The organism is Cupriavidus sp. GA3-3, assembly GCF_000389805.1.
GTDB lineage: Bacteria > Pseudomonadota > Gammaproteobacteria > Burkholderiales > Burkholderiaceae > Cupriavidus > Cupriavidus necator_D.
This window is the reverse complement of sequence record NZ_KB944470.1, coordinates 92,337-107,939: the sequence shown is the minus strand read 5'-3', so window position 1 is coordinate 107,939 and position 15,603 is coordinate 92,337. Positions and strand designations below refer to the sequence as shown.

At 67.0% G+C, this 15,603-nt stretch carries 13 protein-coding genes; 6 read left to right on the top strand and 7 right to left on the bottom strand.

The genetic code is table 11. The features are described from left to right. Positions 1 to 21: 21 nt before the first annotated feature. Together C265_RS09565 and C265_RS09560 are read right to left on the bottom strand one after the other, a co-directional pair. A complete protein-coding gene (locus C265_RS09565) occupies positions 22 to 789 on the bottom strand; it encodes an enoyl-CoA hydratase/isomerase family protein (protein WP_010809708.1) in 768 nt (255 codons plus the stop codon). A gap of 2 nt (positions 790 to 791) precedes the next feature. Continuing rightward, the gene (locus C265_RS09560; protein ID WP_011616935.1) at positions 792 to 2,042 is read right to left on the bottom strand and encodes a CaiB/BaiF CoA-transferase family protein; all 1,251 of its coding nucleotides are present in this window, start codon (positions 2,040 to 2,042) and stop codon (positions 792 to 794) included. A 146-nt stretch (positions 2,043 to 2,188) separates the two neighbouring features. Between C265_RS09560 and C265_RS09555 the strand changes: the two genes are divergently transcribed. Then, positions 2,189 to 2,782 carry a hypothetical protein gene (locus C265_RS09555; protein ID WP_037023995.1) on the top strand — a complete coding sequence of 198 codons (594 nt, stop codon included), beginning with the start codon at positions 2,189 to 2,191 and terminating at the stop codon, positions 2,780 to 2,782. 17 nt (positions 2,783 to 2,799) lie between these two features. On the opposite strand, the gene C265_RS09550 is transcribed toward C265_RS09555, so the two are convergent. The 4 genes from C265_RS09550 to C265_RS09535 form a co-directional block, all read right to left on the bottom strand. Then, positions 2,800 to 4,389 carry a gamma-glutamyltransferase family protein gene (locus tag C265_RS09550; RefSeq protein ID WP_010809705.1) on the bottom strand — a complete coding sequence of 530 codons (1,590 nt, stop codon included), beginning with the start codon at positions 4,387 to 4,389 and terminating at the stop codon, positions 2,800 to 2,802. Between the two features lie 65 nt (positions 4,390 to 4,454). Further along, the gene (locus C265_RS09545; RefSeq protein WP_010809704.1) at positions 4,455 to 5,432 is read right to left on the bottom strand and encodes a tripartite tricarboxylate transporter substrate binding protein; all 978 of its coding nucleotides are present in this window, start codon (positions 5,430 to 5,432) and stop codon (positions 4,455 to 4,457) included. Positions 5,433 to 5,705: 273 nt separating this feature from the next. Next, positions 5,706 to 7,157 carry an NAD-dependent succinate-semialdehyde dehydrogenase gene (locus C265_RS09540; protein WP_010809703.1) on the bottom strand — a complete coding sequence of 484 codons (1,452 nt, stop codon included), beginning with the start codon at positions 7,155 to 7,157 and terminating at the stop codon, positions 5,706 to 5,708. A gap of 9 nt (positions 7,158 to 7,166) precedes the next feature. Further along, positions 7,167 to 8,432, bottom strand: coding sequence for a 4-aminobutyrate--2-oxoglutarate transaminase (locus C265_RS09535; RefSeq protein ID WP_010809702.1), 1,266 nt, complete (start codon positions 8,430 to 8,432; stop codon positions 7,167 to 7,169). Positions 8,433 to 8,572: 140 nt separating this feature from the next. Here C265_RS09535 and C265_RS09530 point away from each other — a divergent pair, with 140 nt between their 5' ends. The 4 genes from C265_RS09530 (at position 8,573) to C265_RS09515 (ending at position 12,917) form a co-directional block, all read left to right on the top strand. Continuing rightward, entirely contained in the window at positions 8,573 to 10,087 is a 1,515-nt protein-coding gene (locus C265_RS09530) for a PLP-dependent aminotransferase family protein (RefSeq protein ID WP_010809701.1), read from the top strand. Between the two features lie 65 nt (positions 10,088 to 10,152). Continuing rightward, positions 10,153 to 11,337, top strand: coding sequence for an amidohydrolase family protein (locus tag C265_RS09525; RefSeq protein WP_010809700.1), 1,185 nt, complete (start codon positions 10,153 to 10,155; stop codon positions 11,335 to 11,337). 136 nt (positions 11,338 to 11,473) lie between these two features. Beyond that, a complete protein-coding gene (locus tag C265_RS09520; protein WP_010809699.1) occupies positions 11,474 to 11,815 on the top strand; it encodes a hypothetical protein in 342 nt (113 codons plus the stop codon). A 61-nt stretch (positions 11,816 to 11,876) separates the two neighbouring features. After that, positions 11,877 to 12,917 carry an MBL fold metallo-hydrolase gene (locus C265_RS09515; RefSeq protein WP_010809698.1) on the top strand — a complete coding sequence of 347 codons (1,041 nt, stop codon included), beginning with the start codon at positions 11,877 to 11,879 and terminating at the stop codon, positions 12,915 to 12,917. Here C265_RS09515 and C265_RS09510 read toward each other — a convergent pair. Continuing rightward, entirely contained in the window at positions 12,914 to 14,815 is a 1,902-nt protein-coding gene (locus tag C265_RS09510) for a potassium transporter Kup (RefSeq protein WP_010809697.1), read from the bottom strand. The two genes, C265_RS09515 and C265_RS09510, sit on opposite strands and share 4 nt — an antisense overlap. A gap of 217 nt (positions 14,816 to 15,032) precedes the next feature. On the opposite strand from C265_RS09510, the gene C265_RS09505 reads away from it, so the two are divergent. After that, a complete protein-coding gene (locus C265_RS09505) occupies positions 15,033 to 15,596 on the top strand; it encodes a ProQ/FinO family protein (protein ID WP_010809696.1) in 564 nt (187 codons plus the stop codon). Positions 15,597 to 15,603 lie beyond the last annotated feature (7 nt).

Here is a 15,603-nt window from a genome sequence, read left to right as displayed (position 1 = left end):
TCCTGTCTCCTTGCCTTTCTCTTACTTGCCGGTCCAGTTCGGCTTGCGCTTTTCGCGGAAGGCGAGCTGGCCCTCGCGCGCGTCCTCGGTCATGGCGAACAGGCCGATCTGGCTTTCCGTGAACGCCATCGACTGCTCGAAGGACATCGCATCGATATGCTTGAGGGTATAGAGCCCGCGCCGGATCGCAGCGGGCGCCTTGTCGAGCAGCCGGCCCAGCAGCCAGTCAAGCTTGCCGTCCAGGTCCGTACTGACGTGGTTGACCAGCCCTGCCGCCAGCGCTTCCTGCGCGGTCAGCGGCTCGCCGCAGAGGCACAGCTCATTGAGCACGCGCCGCGGCACCAGATGCTGCAGCACGCTCAGCACCTGCGCCGGGAACACCCCCACCTTGACCTCGGGCAGGCCGAACACAGCCCGCTCGCTGGCCACCGCCATGTCGCACATGGCCATCAGCCCCATGCCGCCAGCCATGCAGGCGCCATTGACGCGCGCGATCAGCGGCACGTTGGAGCGCCGCGCGCAGCGCAGCAGGTCGGCAAGCCGCTGGCTCGGCTCCGAATAGTCGAACGCAAAGGACTTGCCGCTCTGCAGGTCGGCGCCCGCGCAAAAGGCCTGGTCTCCGGCACCGGTGATGACCACGGCGCGGATGGCGTCGTCGTGGTTGGCACGGTCGATCCCCGCGTGCAACCCGTCCAGTACCGCCGGATTGATCGCGTTGCGGCGCTCGGGCCGATTGATGGTCAGCCAGAGGACCGCGCCGCGGACTTCGCACAGGAGTTCTTCATTCATGTTCAGGCCTCGCTTGCCGTGCCAGCCGTATGCACCGATGCCTGGCGCGGTTCGCGCGATGCGCCGGATGCCATCAGGCTGTCGATGTCGGCCTCGTTGTAGCCGGCCTCGCGCAGCACTTCGCGGCTATGCTCGCCCAGGGCCGGGGCATGGCGGCGCTGCGATGGCGGCGTCCCGTGCCATTCGCTGGGCACCGACATTTCGCGGATGCGGCCCACCGCCGGGTGGTCGGATTCGCTGAAGAAGCCGATGTCATTCAGGTGCGGATCATCGAGCAGCGATTCAAAGGTGTGCATCGGGAACACCGGGATATCCGCCTCCTTCAGCAGCACTTGCCATTCCTCCGTGGTCCGCCTGGCCAGTTCGTCGCTGACCATGCCGTAGAGCTCGGTGATGTGCGCCGTCCGGGTAGTGATGTCGGCGAAGCGCGGGTCGGTGTCGTACAGGCCGGGCTTGCCGATCACCTTCAGGAAGGCACGCCAGTGATGGTCGTGATAGATCAGGCAGCAGACATGGCCGTCGCGGGTCCGGTAAGGCCGGCGCTCGGGAGACAGCAGGCGTGGATAACCGAATCCGCCCTTGGCTGGCACGAAGGTCTCGCCATAGAGATGGTCGCCCATCACGTAAGGCACCATGGTTTCGAACATCGGCACATCGACGCGCTGGCCGCGGCCGGAGGTCGCCCGCGCGTAGAGCGCGGCGCAGATCACGCCGAAGGCATAGAGTCCGACGGAACGGTCGGCAATGGTCAGCGGAAGATAGCGCGGAATGTCGCCGGTGCCCATGGCAACCGCCTGGGGCAGCCCGGTGGCGGCCTGGATCAGGTCGTCGAACGCCGCTTGCGGGGCATAGCGTCCGCGCTGCGAGAAGCCGAACATGCCGACATAGACCAGGCGCGGATTGATCTGCGCCAGCGTCTCGTAGTCCAGCCCGAGCCGTTGCATCGCCTGGGGCCGGACGTTGTACGCCAGCACGTCCGCATCCGCCACCAGGCGCAGCAGCGCCTCGCGCCCCTGCGGCGACTTCAGGTCCAGCACGATGCTGCGCTTGTTGCGGTTCAGCCCGAGGAAAAGCGGCCCCATCTTCTCATTGCCGCAGGGCCCGATGCCACGGGTGCTATCGCCCGCGGGCGGCTCCACCTTGATCACATCCGCGCCGAGGTCGCCGAGCATCTGAGTGGCCGAGGGGCCCATGAACACCGCCGTGATGTCCACGACCTTGACGCCAGCGAGTGCTCCAGTCGGTGTCTCCATCCTTGCTCCTGCCTTGTTTCTATAGTTCTATTAATAGGACTATACGACAAGCAGACCGGGTACGCAAGGACCACGGGCAGACGTGAAGATGCATGGCAGGAAACAAGAAAGCCGTAGAATCCCGGCTGACAACTTCCCTCAAGACCGTGAAAGCACTTTCCCGCCTGAACCTGCAGCAGGCCGCCCTGCTCTGCGCCACCCTGCTGACATCCGTTTCGATCCATGCCGCGCCCCCTGCCCAGCCTGACGCAGCCGGCAACACCGCTGCGCCGCTGGGACTGGAGCTGGGCAAGTCCAGGTGCTCTCGCCTGGCGCCGCCGCAGAATCACGCCAGGACCGGCAAGTCCGAGTGGGCCGGTGGCGACGCCGTCGAGCTCAGGCACCTGGAGCGCTTCCACCTGCAGGGCCTGACGCGCGTGATCCTGAACTGCGATGCGCAGGACACCGTGGCGTTGATCACGATGACGTTCGAGCGCCCGGCGCTGGATGAGGTGCGCAAGAAGCTCGACGAGCGCTATGCGTCCCTGCGCAAGACCGAAGGCGCGGCGGAGAATGGCTATGCCGAGTGGTCCGCCGCCAATGGCAGCCTGGAGTTGCTCTATGGGCGCGACAGCAAGCACTTCACGGTGGCGTACTGGGCCAGGGGCGCGAAGGCGAAGTACTTCTCATATAGCGGCACTGACAACAAGAAGCCCGCCGCGGCCACGCCTGCCAGCCAGCCTCAACCGGCGCCGCTGTGACCGCGGGCGGCTCGCCCCTAAAACCCCACTGCCTGCCCGTCGCGCCGCGAGTCCGAGGCCGCGATGTAGCCGTCCGGCGCCTTGTAGATGAGTTGCGCCGACCCGAACTCCAGGCTGTCGCGCGGCGCCACCTCGACGCGATGGCCCATGCCGCGCAGCGTGGCGACCACATCCGGCGGCAGATGCGCCTCGACATTGACCACCGGCCCGTGCTCAACGCGGAAGCGCGGGGCATCGCTCATGGCCTGCGGATTCTGGCCGAAGGCGGCAAGCCGCGCCATCATCTGGACGTGGCCCTGTGCCTGCATCGAGCCACCCATCACGCCGAATGACATCACCGGCTCGCCATTGCGGGTGACGAAGCCCGGGATGATGGTGTGCATCGGCTGCTTGCCCGGCGCCACGCAGTTGGCGTGGCCGGGCTTGAGGTTGAAGCCCGCGCCGCGGTTATGCAGCGCGATGCCGGTGCCAGGCACCACCACGCCGGAGCCGAAGCCGCGGTAGTTGGACTGGATATACGACACCATCGAACCCGCCGCATCCGCGCTGGACAGGTAGACGGTGCCGCCGCTCTTCGGGATGCCAGCGGTAGGTGTGCCGGCGCGTTTCATGTCGATCAGCGCCGCGCGCTCGGCAAGATAGGCCGGATCCAGGAAGGCGGCGGGCGCGTGCTGCATGGTGGACGGGTCCGACACGTGGCGGTGCAGGTCGGCGAAGGCCAGCTTCATCGCCTCGATGCTGACGTGATAGAAGCCGGCGCTGTCGCAGCCCATGCCTTCCACGTCGAAGCGGTCCAGGATGCCAAGGCCGATCAGCGCGGCGATGCCCTGGCCGTTCGGGGGAATTTCATGGAGCGTGTAGCCGCGGAACTGCTGCGCCATCGGCTGGACCCAGGCGGCGCGATGTGCGGCCAGGTCGTCGGCACGGATGGCGCCTCCGGTTTCCTCGGCGAACGCGACGATGCGCGCGGCGAGTTCACCCGTGTAGAAGCTCTCGCCATCGCTCTCGGCAATGCGCTGCAGCGTGGCGGCCTGCTCCGGGAAGCGCCAGCGCTCGCCCGCCTGCGGTGCCCTGCCGTCGCGCAGGAACGCCTTGGCAAAGCCAGGCTGGCCGGCCAGCACCGGCACCTGTGCGGCCCATTGCCGTGCGATCTGCGGCGACACCAGGAAGCCCTGTTCAGCGTACTCGATGGCCGGCGCGAACAGCCGCGCGAACGGCAGCTTGCCGAAGCGGGCCGACAGCGCCTTCCAGCCCGCGACCTGGCCCGGCACGGTGACCGTATCCCAGCCCACCTGGGGCATGCTGTCGTGCCCGGCGAAATGATCCAGGGTCCAACGCGCCGGCGCCCGGCCGCTGGAGTTGAGCCCGTACAGCTGCCCCTCGTGCCAGACCAGCGCGAACATGTCCCCGCCAATGCCGTTCATCACCGGCTCCACCACGGTCAGCGCAATCGCACTGGCAATGGCGCTGTCGATGGCATTGCCGCCTTCGTACAGCATGCGCAGCCCCGCCTGCGCGGCGAGGGGCTGGCTGGTGCTGACCGCGTTGGCGGCCAGCAGCGGCATCTTTTGCGACGGGTAGGGAAAGGTCCAGTCGAAAGGCAACATCGGGAACTCCATTCAGAACAGGTAAAGGGGCGCGCGGGCGGCGCCCCAGGGTTGCTGCACGCGGCTTATTGCAGGGTCACGCCGGACTGCTTGACCAGCTTTTCGGTGCGCGGGATCTCCGCGCTGACCATCGCGCTGAAATCGCCGACGCTGCCGCCGCGCGGCTCGGCGCCGGTGGCAGCCAGGCGTTCACGGAACTCCGGCGCCTTGAGCAGCTTGTTGATCGAGACATTGAGCTTGCTGACCACGTCGGCGGGCGTGCCCTTGGGCGCGACAATGCCGTACCACGGCGCGATATCGAAGCCGGCATAACCCTGCTCGGCAATCGTCGGAATCTCCGGCGCGTTGGGCGAGCGCTTTGCGGTGGACATGCCGAGCGCGCGCAGCTTGCCGGCCTTCACATACGGCAGGCCGGTCATGATGGTGTCGAAATACATCGACACCTGGCCCGACAGCAGCGCCGGGATCGCTTCGCCGGCGCCCTTGTACGGCACATGGACGATATCGATGCCGGCCGCGGCCTTCAGCATCTCGCCGGCGATATGCGAGGTGGTGCCGGCACCGAACGAGGCATAGGTCAGCTTGCCCGGATTGGCCTTGGCATACGCGACCATCTCGGGCAGCGTCTTGAACGGCAGCGAGGGGTTGGACAACAGGATATTCGGCGTGACCGCGACCACTGCCACCTTCTCGAACGCATCCGGGTCATAGCTGAGCTTCTTGTACAGGAACCGGTTGGTCACCATCGACGCCGGCCCGGACATCAGCAGCGTATAGCCATCGGCCGGCGCGCGCGCGGCCGCCTCGCTGCCGATCATCGCGGCGGCGCCCGGGCGGTTTTCAACCACGAAGGTCTGGCCGTATTCCTTGCCGAGGCCAAGGCCGATCTGCCGCGAGATCAGGTCTGTGGCCGAGCCGGCCTGGAACGGCACGACAATACGCACCGGCTGGCTGGGCCAGTCGCGGGCGCCTTGCGCAAGTGCCAGTGAAGAGGCCGCCAGCATGGCGACTGCAAGCAGGCTGCGGATAGCAGTGGAACGCATCTTTGTACCCTCATCGATAGAAGAAATGGCATCCGCTGACAGCAACGGATGGCACTTCCCAGTCCGCAATATGCGTGCCATTGGCGTTGGGCCGATCGCGGCGCGCGTCCTGTCCGCCCCCTTCCGTTTCCTGGAAGTTTGCGCAGGTCTTGCACCGGAGTCGCCCACCTGGCACCGGCATTCGCCGGACTGTCTTGTCTCCGTGGGGCCAGCGCACTGCGTGGGTGCGCCGTGCCCCGCCCTGGTGGTGGGGTGTTCCTCACCCCATTGTTGTTATTCGACTTCCATGCAGAGGTACTTCGTCTCCAGATACTCGTCGATGCCATGGCGTGAGCCTTCCCGGCCCAGCCCCGATTGCTTGACGCCGCCGAACGGCGCCACCTCATTGGAGATCAGCCCGGTATTGATGCCGACCATGCCGTACTCGAGCCCCTGCGCCACGCGCCAGATCTTCGCCATGTCGCGCGAGAAGAAGTAAGCGGCCAACCCGGATTCGGTATCGTTGGCCATCGCCACCACTTCTGCTTCGCTGGTGAAGCGGAACAGCGGTGCCAGCGGGCCGAAGGTCTCCTCGCGCGCGACCCGCATCGACGCAGTCGCATTGGCCAGCACCGTGGGCGCGAAGAAGGTGCCGCCCAGCGCATGGCGCTGGCCGCCCGTCAGCACCGTGGCGCCTTGCGCGAGCGCGTCGGCGATATGCGCTTCGACCTTGGCCACCGCGTCGGCGTCGATGAGCGGGCCTTGCGTGACCCCGCTGTCGACGCCATGGCCCGGCCGCAACTGCTCGACCGCGCTGACCAGCCGGCGCGCGACCTCGTCGTAGACGCGGTCGTGCACATAGATGCGGTTGGCGCAGACACAGGTCTGGCCGCTGTTGCGGAACTTGGAGGCAAGGATGCCCTCGACCGCGCGATCCAGGTCCGCGTCATCGAAGATGATCAGCGGCGCATTGCCACCCAGTTCCAGCGAGAGCTTCTTCACGGTGCCTGCGCACTGCGCCATCAGCAGCTTGCCGATCGCGGTCGAGCCGGTAAAGCTGAGCTTGCGCACCACCGGGCTGGCGCACAGCACGCCGCCGATCTGCACGGCGTCGCCGGTCACCACCTGCAGCACGCCACGCGGCACGCCGGCCTGTTCGCCCAGCACGGCCAGCGCCAGCGCCGTGAGCGGCGTCTGTTCGGCCGGCTTGACGATGATGGTGCAGCCGGCGGCGAGCGCCGGGCCGACCTTGCGCGTGATCATCGCCGCGGGGAAGTTCCACGGCGTAATGGCCGCGCACACGCCCACCGGTTCGCGCAGCACCAGCATCTTCTGGCTGCTGCGCGGGCTGGCCAGCACCTCGCCATCGACCCGCTTGGCTTCCTCGCCAAACCACTCGAGAAAGCTCGCGGCATAGGCCACCTCGCCACGCGCCTCGGGCAGGGGCTTGCCTTGCTCTGCGGTCATCAGCCGGGCCAGGTCTTCCTGGTGCGCCAGCATCAGGTCGGCCCAGCGGCGCAGCACGGCGGCACGCGCCTTGCCCGTCTGTGCGCGCCACGCCGGCAGCGCGCGCTCGGCGGCGCGCACCGCCTGTTCGGCTTCGGCCGCGCCGGCCAGGGGCACCGAGCCGATCCGTTCACCGGTTGCCGGGTTGCAGACGGCGAGCTCTGCGCCGCTTTGCGCCCCGGTCCATTCCCCGTCGATCAGGCAATGGCTGCGCAACAGCGCGGTATGTTGGAGTTCCATGTGTTCCCCTTATTCGGCCAGCGCCTGGGTCAGCACCGCCAGCGCCGCGTCGAACTGCGCCTGCGGGATGGTGAGCGGATAGAGGAAGCGGATGACATTGCCGTAGGTGCCGCAGGTCAGCAGCACCAGGCCGGCTTCCAGCGCACGCGTCTGCACGCGCTTGGCATGCTCGGCGCTGGGCTGGCCTGTGGCGGGATCGCAGAATTCGGCGGCAACCATCGAACCCAGCCCGCGCACCTCGGCCATTGCGGGGCAGTGCTTGCGCTGCGCCAGCAGGTGCTCGCGCAACTGCTGGCCCAGGCTGGCAGAGCGCTCGCACAGCTTTTCTTCCTCGATGACGTCGATGACCGCGTGCGCCGCCGCCACCGCCAGCGGATTACCGGCATAGGTGCCGCCGAGGCCGCCGGGCAGCGGTGCATCCATGATCGCGGCCCGGCCGCTGACCGCCGACAGCGGCATGCCGCCGGCCAGGCTCTTGGCCATGGTGATCAGGTCCGGCTCCACGTCATGGTGCGACATCGCGAACATCTTGCCGGTACGGCCAAAGCCGGTCTGCACTTCATCGGCGATCAGCACGATGCCGTGCTGATCGCATACGGCCCGCAGCCCCCGCATGAAATCGGCCGGCGCCGCCTGGAAGCCGCCTTCGCCCTGCACCGGCTCAACGATGATCGCGGCCACGCGGGCCGGATCGATATCGGTCTTGAACAGGCCTTCAAGCGCCTGCAGCGCCCGCTCAGTGCTGACGCCATGCAGCGCGCTGGGGAACGGAGCGTGGTAGATGTCGGAGGGGAACGGGCCAAACCCGATCTTGTACGGCGCCACCTTGCCGGTCAGCGCCATGCCCAGCAGCGTGCGTCCATGGAAGGCGCCCGAGAAGGCGATCACGCCGGGGCGGCCGGTATGCGCACGGGCGATCTTGATGGCATTCTCCACGGCCTCTGCGCCGGTGGTGAACAGGGCCGTCTTATTCAGGCCCTGGATCGGCACCAGCGCGTTGATGCGCTCGGCCAGCGTGACATAGCCCTGGTAGGGCACGATCTGGTAGGCGGTATGCGTGAAACGCTCCAGCTGCGCGGCGATGGCCTGCATCACGCGCGGGTGGCGATGGCCCGTGTTGAGCACGGCGATGCCGGCGGCGAAGTCCGTGTAGGCACGGCCTTCCACGTCCCACAGCGTGGCGTTCTCGGCGCGGTCGGCGTAGAAATCGCACATCACGCCCACGCCGCGCGGCGTCGCGAGGGTACGACGTTGGTTCAGTTCGAGGTTTTTCATGGTCATTGTGCGGTAAGGACTGTCGGCACCGGCCGACTCGCGAAACGGGCACCGCTGGCAGGGGCCCAGCGATGACAGCCATTTCAACCGGCCTTGGCCCTATAATCCAGTACCGCTTTCGCAATTCCGATGGTGCCAATTTGAAATCGATCTGCGGCGACCAGCTGCTCCAGCGCCTGGGCCCCGAAGGCACGGCGGCACTGGGCAAACCGCTCAACCGCGGCCTCTACGAATGCATCCGCGGCGCGATACAGGACGGCAGCCTTGCGCCGGCCACCCGCTTGCCGCCGCAACGCGACCTGGCCGCCGAACTGGGGCTGTCTCGCAATACGGTGATGTTTGCCTACGACCAGCTGCTGGCCGAGGGCTACCTGTATGCACGCACCGGCAGCGGCACCTTCGTTGCCGCCACCGCGCCGGAGCGCTACCTGAACGCCGCCGCGGTGCCGGCGACCGAGGTCGGGCCGCAGGCCATGCCCGGGCTGTCACCGCGCGGACAGCGGCTGCTGGCCAATGCCTCGGCCTCGCCCACGCAATGGGGCGCATTCATGCCGGGCGTTCCCGACGTCACGCGCTTCCCGCATCGCCGCTATGCACAGATCTCGGCCCGCGTGTGGCGCAACCCGCACCCGGAGTGGCTGAGCTACAGCCATGGCGGCGGGCTGCCGGCGCTGCGCGAAGCCCTGGCGGCGCATCTGCGGGTAGCGCGCTCGGTGCGCTGCGATCCGGACCAGGTGCTGATCACCGAGGGCATACACCAGGCCATCGACCTGGTGGTGAGGATGCTGGGCTCGCCCGGCGACCAGGCGTGGGTGGAGGAACCCAGCTATTGGGGAATCCGCGGCGTGCTGCAGGTCAGCGATATCGGCATGGTGCCGAAGCTGGTGGACGACGAGGGCCTGACGCTGCCCGACACGGAGGCCGGCGGGGAGATGCCCGCGCCGCGCTTTATCTTTGTCACGCCCTCGCACCAGTACCCGCTTGGCGCCGTGATGAGCCTGAAGCGCCGGCGCGCGCTGCTGGAGTACGCCCGCCAGCGCGGCAGCTGGATCGTGGAGGACGACTACGACAGCGAGTTCCGTTTTTCCGGGCAGCCGATCCCGTCGTTGCAGGGCATGGAACCGGATGCGCCGGTGATCTATATCGGCACCTTCAGCAAGACCCTCTATCCGGGCTTGCGCATGGGCTACCTGGTGTTGCCGCGCAGCCTGGCCGGCGCCTTCCAGACCGCGCACGCCGAGCTATACCGGGCCGGCCACCTGATGACGCAGGCAACCGTCGCCGAATTCATGCAGGCCGGCGACTATGCCGCCCACATCCGCCGCATGCGGCCGCTGTATGCCCGACGGCGCGCCATCCTGGCCGCGTTGATCGAGCGCTATCTCGGCCCCGGCGCGCTGCATGAGCACGGCAGCAATGCCGGCCTTCACCTGGTGCTGCGCCTGCCCGACGATGCCGACGACGTGGCCATCACCGCCGCCGCCCGCGCGCGCGGCATCATGGTGCGGCCGCTGTCGCGCTATTTCATCGGCGATGCCGTGCAGCGAGGCCTGCTGCTGGGGTATGCCTGCGTGCCGGAGGAGGACATCGCGCCGGCCTTCGACAGGCTGCTCGGCTGCCTGCCGCGCGGCGGCATGCGCGCCCCGCAGCGTTGAACCGTGCCGAGAGACAAGCCCCGCCGTCCTGAAGGCGGCTTCATCCTGAAATAACGGAAGATGCAATGAATCAACTGTTGGTCCGCAATGTCCGGCTCGCAGCCGGGAACCAGGTCGATATCCTGATCGCAGACGGCCAGTTCGCGCGCATCGGCGCCGGGCTTGAGGCGCCGGCCGGATGCCAGGTCGAGGACGGCGCCGGCGCGCTGGCGCTTCCCGGCCTGGTCGAGGCGCACACCCACCTGGACAAGACCCTGTGGGGCATGCCCTGGTATCGCAATGAGGTCGGCCCCAACCTGACCGACCGCATCGACAACGAGCGCCGCTGGCGCGCCGCCACCGGCCACGATGCCCGCGCGCAATCGCTGGCGCTGGCGCGCGCCTTCCTTGCGGCGGGCACCACGCGGCTGCGCACCCACGTCGATATCGACACCGACGCGGGCCTGCGCCATCTGCAAGGAGTACTTGCCACGCGCGACCAGCTGTCCGCGCAGATGGACATGCAGATCGTCGCGTTCCCGCAGTCGGGCGTGCTGGGGCGCCCCGGCACGGAAGCGCTGCTGGATGCGGCGCTGCGCGATGGCGCCGACATCCTCGGCGGGCTGGACCCGTGCGCCATCGAAGGCGACCCGGTGCGCGCACTGGATGTCCTGTTCGGCCTCGCGCAGCGCCATGGCCGCCCGCTCGACATCCATCTGCACGAGCCCGGCACCATGGGCGCCTATTCCCTCGACCTGATCCTGCAACGCACGGCCACGCTGGGCATGCGCGGCATGGTCACGGTCAGCCATGCGTTCTGCCTGGGCGACATTGCCGATCGCGAGCGCGACGCGCTGCTGCGGCGCATCGCCGACCTTGGGGTTGTCATCGTCACCACCGCACCGCCGTCGCGCCCGGTGCCGCCGGTCGCCGCGTGCCGCGCGGCAGGCGTCAGGATTGCCGGCGGCAACGACGGCATCCGCGATACCTGGACCCCATACGGCTCGCCCGACATGCTGGAGCGGGCCATGCTGATCGGCCTGCGCAACAACTTCCGCCGCGATGACGAACTCGCGCTTGCGCTCGATTGCGTGACGCACGCGGCCGCCGGCGCATGCGGCTTCCAGCGCTATGGCCTGGCGCCGGGCGACCGGGCGGACCTGGTGCTGGTCGCCGCGCAAACAGTGGCCGAGGCGGTCGTGGCAAGGCCGGTGCGGCAACTGGTGGTGTCGGCCGGCCGGGTCGTGGCACGCAACGGCGCGCTGGCATGAACGCATCCGTCAAATAGACTAGCTGCAGGGCGGCGTTGAGATCGTGCACTTGCGTTGCGCGGTAGTCGCTTGCAAAGCACATTGGCCGTCGGGCCCGGGTGACAAGCGGGCCACAACCACACGGAGGTGGTAGTCGATGAAGCCTCGTCACGATCCACAGCAATGGCGCCGCTTCTATATCCTTGATGAGAAGAACCGGCCAGTGCAGGTAGCCGACCACGACGAATGGTCGCGCTGGATGGCGGACAACGACCTGGTATTCCGCCGCACCCTGCTGGAGCAGTCCGGCGGCACGGTGACGACCCGCTTCCGGGGCGTGTCGGAGGCCGCGCCGACGGACACCCCCTTGTTCATCACGCGCGTGACCGGGCTGGCCGAGCAGGACAATGAAAGCTTTGGCGCGCAGACGCTTGACGCGGCGCTGGAACAGCATGAGCGGATCGTGCAGAAGCTGCTGCGCCAGCTGACCGGGCGGTGACCGGCAGCCGGACCAGTGCGCCCTTGCCTGAGCCTTAGCGTCGGTCGCACCGCGAGTGAACATGCGCCCCCTGCTGGAAGCCCGCCTCGTCAACGATGCCTTTGGCGATCCGGGGCTGTTCGTAGACTTCCTGGACGAACGGCGCGCGCTGCTGTTCGACCTGGGCGACATCGCCCGGCTGATGCCGCGCGAGCTGATGCGCCTGTCGCATGTATTTGTCACGCATGCGCACATGGATCATTTCTCTGGCTTCGACAAGCTGCTGCGTGTGCTGCTCGGGCGCAAGCCGCGCCTCGTGCTGGTCGGCGGGCCAGGATTCCTGGCACAGGTCGAGCACAAGCTGCTTGCCTATACCTGGAACGTGGTGCATCGCTACGCCACCGAGCTGGTCATCGAAGTGGCCGAACTTGGACTGGACGGGCAGATGCGGCACGCCTGCTTTTCCAGCCGGCACGGCTTTGCCAGGGAGGCCGAAGCGTGTGTCGAGAGGGCCGGCGATATCGTGCATGACGAAGCGACGTTCCGGGTGCGCGCCTGCTTTGTCGATCACGGGATTCCATGCCTGGCCTACCTGGTGGAGGAAAGGGCCCGGCTCGGCGTCAACAAGGAGCGCCTGGCTGCATCGGGCCTGACCACCGGCGCCTGGCTGCGCGAACTCAAGCATGCGGTCCTGACCGGCGCGGCCGCAGATTCCCCGATCCTTGTGCAATGGCGGGACAGGAGCGGCGACCATGCATCGGCGCGAACGGTCGGCGAGCTGAGCCGGCTGATCCTGGATACCGAGCCCGGCCTGCGCATCGGCTACGTGACCGACCTGCGCTATACGAGCGCGAACGTGCAAGCATTGTCGCAACTGATGCAAGGCGTCGACCAGCTCTTCATCGAGAGCGTGTTCCTGGATGTCGACCGGGCACACGGCCTGCGCAAGAACCACCTGACCGCCGCCCAGGCCGGGCGGATTGCGCGCAGCATAGGCGCACGCGCGGTGACGCCGTTCCATTTTTCGCCACGCTATCAAGGGCGCGCCGATGAACTGGCTGCCGAGGTACGGGACGCCTGGGGCACGGAGTCCTTTGCAGAACAGGTACCGCCGGCGATCTAGATCTTGATCTGCGTGCCAATCTCGATCACGCGATTTGCCGGTATGTTGAAGTAATCAGCAGCATTGCCGGCGTTCCTGCTCATCGTGGCAAACAGACGTTCACGCCATGACGCCATGCCACTGGGACCGCCGGCTGCAGCGACGATGGCCTCGCGACTCAGGAAAAACGAGGTGTCCATGATGTCAAACTCCAGGCCAGCCGCCGGAGGCAGAGCGCCGAGCGCCTGCGCGACATCGGGCCGGTTCATGAAGCCGAAGCGCAGCGTTATCCTGTAGCAGGCGTGTCCGAGCGGCTCAACGGCTGCGCACTCGGTCGCCGGCACCGATGGCACATCCTTCATTCTCACGGTAAGAAACACGACGCGCTCGTGTAGCACCCTGTTATGGTTGAGGTTATGCATCAACGCGTGTGGCACCACATCCGGTGTCGGGGTGAGGAACACCGCCGTGCCGGGCACGCGCGGTGGTGGTGCGAGAAACAGCGAATCCAGGAACGACTTGAGGGGCACGTCGGTACTTTGGAGCCGCTCCAACAGCGCTTGCCGGCCGCGAACCCATGTCAGCATCACGACGAATATCCCAGCCCCGACAACGAGCGGGAACCAGCCCCCTTCGGCAACTTTCAACAGGCTGGAGGAAACGAAAGCCATATCCACCGCAATAAAGAAGCCGGTTGCGACAAGGCTTAGCAGCAGGTTGTAGCGCCAACCGTAGTGGATCACAAAGAAGGTGAGAAGCGTCGTCACCAACATCGTGCCGGTGACCGCGACCCCGTACGCCGAAGCAAGATTGGACGAAGATCCGAATCCGAGCACGGCAACCAGAACCGCAACAAGCAACATCCCGTTGAGAGTCGGTATGTAGATCTGACCGATCGCTCGCTCCGATGTGTGCACCACGTTCATGCGTGGCAGATAGCCCAGCTGGATTCCCTGTTTCGTCAGCGAGTAGGCACCCGAAATCGTCGCCTGCGACGCGATCACTGTTGCCGCTGTCGCGAGTGCAACCATCGGATAAAGGGCCCACGACGGATACAGCAGGTAGAAGGGGTTCTCGATTGCTTTTGCATTCACAATGATCAGCGCGCCCTGCCCCAGGTAGTTGAGCGCAAGCGCCGGGAATACCAGCCCGAACCAGGCCAGGCGAATCGGGGCACTGCCGAAATGCCCCATATCGGCGTAGAGCGCTTCGGCACCGGTGAACGCGAGCAGCACCGCCCCAAGCACCGCGAACGAGGCGAACCCGTGCTGCGTGACGAAGCCGAGCGCGTGCAGCGGGCTGAGCGCGCCCAGGATTGCGGGATACCGGGCGATGCCGTGGATGCCCGCGGCGGCCAGGGCGAGAAACCACACGATCGTGACAGGCCCGAACAGCGCGCCGATGGCGGCGGTGCCATGCCGCTGGAACAGGAACAGCGCGATCAACACACCCACGGATGCCGGCAAGACATAAGGCTGCAGCGCGGTAGTGCCCACCTCGATGCCTTCGAGCGCCGAGAGCACCGACATGGCAGGTGTCAGCACGGCATCGCCATAGAAGAGCGCCGCGCCGAACAGGCCCACCAGCAGGATCGGCGTCGGCGAGCGACCGACCTTTTTCACGGACGACAGGGCGAGCGCGAGCAGTGCCATGATGCCACCTTCGCCCCTGTTGTTTGCCCGCATGATGAGGATCACATACTTGAGCGAAACCACCAACATCAGCGCCCAGAGGATCGCGGAGATACCGCCAAGTATGTTCTCGGTTACGAGCGGGATCCCGTGGGCTGGATTGAAGGTCTCCTTGACCGCATAAAGGGGGCTCGTGCCGATATCGCCGTAGACCACGCCCAACGCAGCAAGCGTGAGCTCTGCACGGGATTGCTGCGGATGCGACGCGTCTGGCGTTTCACCGTTCATGGCATGGGAATCCACCGCTGCTCCTCGATTTTCGAACGGATGGTCCGCCTGCTCAGGGCAATCACGTGAGGGCGCCCCCGCCGAGAGCCCTTCTGTCCGGCCCCGCCTTGCGGCAGCGAGAGACGTATTCGACCCATGCCCGCCGCATGCAAAATGCCGCCAAACCTGTCGTTGGCCCAGCCTTGCTACAATTCTGGTTCACAGAACGGCAAATATCATGGGCTTTGAACAACTCGCAGCACTAAGGGATCAACTGGCAAACAAGGCAAAGGCCGAATCCAAGGCAAAGGCCGAATCACGGGCGGAAGGCAAGCGCCAGCGCCCTGCGCCGGCTGCCGCGCAGGCTGCGGCACCCGCGAAGCCGCCCGTCGATCCTGTGGTGCATTCCATTGCCCGGCTGCAGAAGCACTTCCCCAAGGCGTTTCCGAAGAACCCGGCGCCCAAGGTGCCGCTGAAGGTCGGCACGTTCGAGGATCTGGCCCAGCATGCGGGCAAGCTGGCCCTGACCGAGGCGGAGCTGCGTGAAGCGATCCGCACCTGGTGCAGCGGCGCACGCTATTGGTCGTGCATGGTGGAAGGCGCCAAGCGGCTGGACCTGGAGGGCAATGAGGCCGGCGTCGTCAGCCTGGCGGATGCCAAGCGGGCCCAGCAGCTGAAGGCCCGCCGCGGTGCGGGCACCCGGCCGCGGAAAGCCAAGCCCGCCACGCCCGCTGCCACGCCTGACACCCCTGCCGCGCCCGACGCCACGCCTGACAGCCCCGACACGCCTGCCACGCCCTGATCCCCAC